This is a genomic window from Pseudoalteromonas sp. SG41-2, from assembly GCF_014164535.1.
GTDB classification, from domain to species: domain Bacteria; phylum Pseudomonadota; class Gammaproteobacteria; order Enterobacterales; family Alteromonadaceae; genus Pseudoalteromonas; species Pseudoalteromonas rhizosphaerae.
In genome coordinates this window covers 1-3581 of the sequence record NZ_JACJFK010000065.1, presented here as the reverse complement: position 1 = coordinate 3581, position 3581 = coordinate 1, and the positions used below count along the sequence as shown (strand labels likewise).

General features: G+C 39.3%; 1 protein-coding gene and 1 pseudogene. Both read right to left on the bottom strand.

Features of this window, described 5'->3' with window-relative positions; translation table 11 throughout:
- Positions 1-3102: pseudogene (locus H5186_RS22250) on the bottom strand (hypothetical protein); the annotation flags it as partial.
- Positions 3103-3104: 2 nt separating this feature from the next.
- Positions 3105-3581 (bottom strand): DUF4150 domain-containing protein (locus H5186_RS22245; protein ID WP_182795015.1); only part of this gene is annotated, 477 nt, incomplete at its 5' end.

Genomic DNA, 3581 nt, shown 5'->3' with positions numbered 1-3581 from the left:
TGCGACGGCGAGATTATTTGGAAGGACTAGCCTATTTCGTACAGGTAGTAGTGCAAATCGATTGGAAAAATATGGATGTGAGTGATGTAATTGAAACTTAATAATTATTTTTGGGGATCCCTTAGGTGATTGACCACCTCGTGAGTAACGTTTTATTGTTACATTTAAGTAAACTTGGCTTTTTTGTTCAATATACAGGGGTAACCCGACTTCAATTACATATTGGTCCCAACTCATAGCCACTTTTTTAATTGTTAGCTTAGGACTAAAGAGTACAGAAGTGATAAAGCGCATGTAAAGTTTGGGGTCTGTAAACGTTGTATAATCGTTTTGTGTTGGTAGGGTTATTTTTTTTGTTTGATCATCAAAATATATTTTTATCGATTTATCGTTTGAAAATATGCCGTATTTTGCCCATATTTCGGCATCAGTGATTGTTATGTAACTCGCGACGAGCCCAGCTAAAATACTGCCAATTAAAAACGCCCAACCAAATGGACCCATAGATACAAATACCGCACCATGAAAAGCACTGGCAATACCCAAACCGCCACCAATTAAACTGGCAAGCGCTGCGCCATGCTGCCCTTTTTTATTTAAATCGTACGCATCCCATATTAATAAGCCAGAGGTAAGAGCACTACCTAAACCTGCTGCGAACCTCAGCTTAGTGAAGAGCACTGTGCCCTCTTTTGCCTTAAATGCTTTCTCAAGTTTAGCTGCTGCCTCAGTGTACATGGCTTTTGACATAGCAGTGCGGTTATTAAAGTAAGCCTCGTAAACTTGGGCTGATGAAATAATAACCGAGGAAATAGATGCTATGTTTTTTGCTAGCTCATAAAAAAAACCTTTGCCTTCAAAATTCTTTTTATATTCTTTGTAGGTATTAATAGTGCTGATTGAATCCAGTAAAAAGAAGGTTCCGGGGTTTGATTTTATCCAGTTATCCATTAATTTAGCTGTTGATGGTAACCGCATTGCAGTGCTTTTTATGGGGTTTAAATTGTTGTAATGCGCTGCCAACATCGAATTTGTTACATGCTCGGTAGGTAGCGTTAAAACATCAAGCGTGAGTGTTGATAAGTCTTTAGCGAAATTTTTTGTATCTAACCCCTTTTGTATAAAAGCAGCAGCGTGTTTAGAGGCTTGCACCCCGATTGTTTTACCTGTTTTACTGTCCGTGATGGTCACTGTGCCATGAGCACCTTTATCGCCCGTGACTTCACGCGGTACATTCCCCGCAATAATACTGATATCTTTAGCGCTTGGCTTTTTATTGTTATCTATCGCGTTAATTACTCTATCTAGTGCTTTACTTGCACGCCTGAGTTTGGGCTCTTTAAACAGCGTGGTTTCGACTATATCAACACCAATAATTGTATGCCCTTCAGGTACATCATTAAAATTATGAATTTTAATATTGCCGTAAGGCTCAATGCCTGATGCTTTTAAGCTTGCGCCAATCACTTTAATTTGAAGTTTCGACACATTAGGGTTAGCCGCTGGGTCAAATGCGCGCTTCCAATATTTAATTAACTCGGTGAGTACTTTATCAGACGTTTTTAAAGCATGAGCTATTAGTGTTTCTGTATTCCCTAGGCTATGACCTGCTTGATCAATATTTGTAAAATACGTTTGCCATTTATCTGGGTCAAAGGTGCCGGGCTCTTGTGATTTATCAGGCGTGATACTGGCATATTGTGCATTGTTAAAATCTTGCCCATAAGCACTTTCTTTAGCGCTTAATTGTGTTCTAACAAAGCTTTGAGGGTCATTACATAAGTTTTTGGCAAGTGTTTGCCCGTCTTTTTCTGCTTCAGCTATGCGCTTTTTGAGTTCATTTTTTTTTGCACTATCTGTAATAGGTTTTATAAAAATAGGTAATTCAGCAGTACGTTCATTTGTTGCATTTAAATACTCATACAGTGTTTTTAAAGCAGCACCATAAGCATTTTGACCTAGGCAAGTTAAGTCACGCGATACAGCACTCCAGCTTGGTAACGTTGAAATATTATTATTGCTACATACTGTTTGTAGTGACTCTGTATCAAATTTATCTTGAAAAAAGCCTACAAGCTGTTTTCTACTATCTAAGTATGTTTCTAGGGCACTCAATCCGACTTTTGAAGTGAGCCACTTTTCGATCTCTTTTGCGTCAAGGTGCTTTGCTACATCGCGCAAAGAGCTAGCCTCTAAACTTCTGTCTTCGTGGATATCTTGATTTCCAACCGCTGGCCCTGCAAATTTAGATATTTTTTTATGAAGTTTTTCATTTAAATACAGCTGATATGCAAGTAGTGCTGAATCGTAAAATGGCTTAGATTTTAATTTTTCATATTCAACTTGCATCACAACTTTAGCCATTTCCATTTGCATAAATAAACGATGTGCAATACCTAGCTTATCATGTAGGTATAAGGTTCCGTCAGCTGCTAAAATAGCCGGCATGCCTTGCGTAAAATCAAGCAATGTGAGTCTTTGCGACCTGTAAGTAGCCGCTTTAGTCGTATCTTCACACTTTTGCATAAGTGGTTTAAGGGTTAAACGTTTATCACTTTCAAACATACCACCTAAAGTACAAATGTAGTCCCAAGACCATTGCACTCTCGAAAATGCGACCTCTACTTTTGTTTTACTTAGATTGTCACCGTTATATAAGCTTTTAGCTGCGCTTGGAATAATAATATTACTAACATTAGCGCCTGAAAATTTACGCGTGTCTAAACTGTGTTCTTTTGCTAAATCAATCTCACTGTATCCGCTTAAGCCCTGTGCTGCATACTCGCGCCACAAAAAACCATCAACAAATATATATAAATATCCACATGCAGTATTCTCAGCAAAATTATCAGGTTGCTCAATATAGGTTGGCGCTGTTGCTTTATTTTTATCTAGTGAAGGCTCACAAAAGACCAAAGGGGTTATTGTCAATTGCTGCGGGATCTGATCAGCTTGCTTAGGGTTGCTTTGAGTTTGAGTTTCAGCTTCACCAAATGGAATACTTAATCCATGCCCACATTGCGTAGGCACAATTAAATCTAGAGAGCACGCTTGGTCAGTACTTGGTATAAGCTCTACATAATTACGTGTAGTAGTTGTCATTATTATTCCTCACCTAGCACTTTATTTTTTTTGTAACCACCTTGTGACAACTTAAAAACCCCTTGTCCAAGAAATGTCTCATCGCTTTTAGCTTCGATGTTATAAACAGCCTCTGCTGGGTCTTCACTTTGTGTATCTAAATCCCTCACTTGCACGCTCAACCCTCTTGGTGCGGGGCCGCCTGATTGCATAAGTGGTGCAGGCGGGGTGTTTTTTGAGTTTGAAATCATTGGGTCACCTTGGCGTACCGCGGGTTTGCCTTCAATTAATACATTAAACGAGCCCATAATAAACTCTGCTTCGCCATCATTCGTGCCGCTGGCAATGCCCCTTTTATCACCTGGGGAGTCGCCAGAGCTTTGTGAAAAAGTGCTATTTATATTAGCGGCGCCATTGCCATTGACTTTTACTGAGCTGGCAACATCTGTAACGTCACTTGATTGCGCTTTATTTGCGTATGGAATTGGTACAACGCTAGT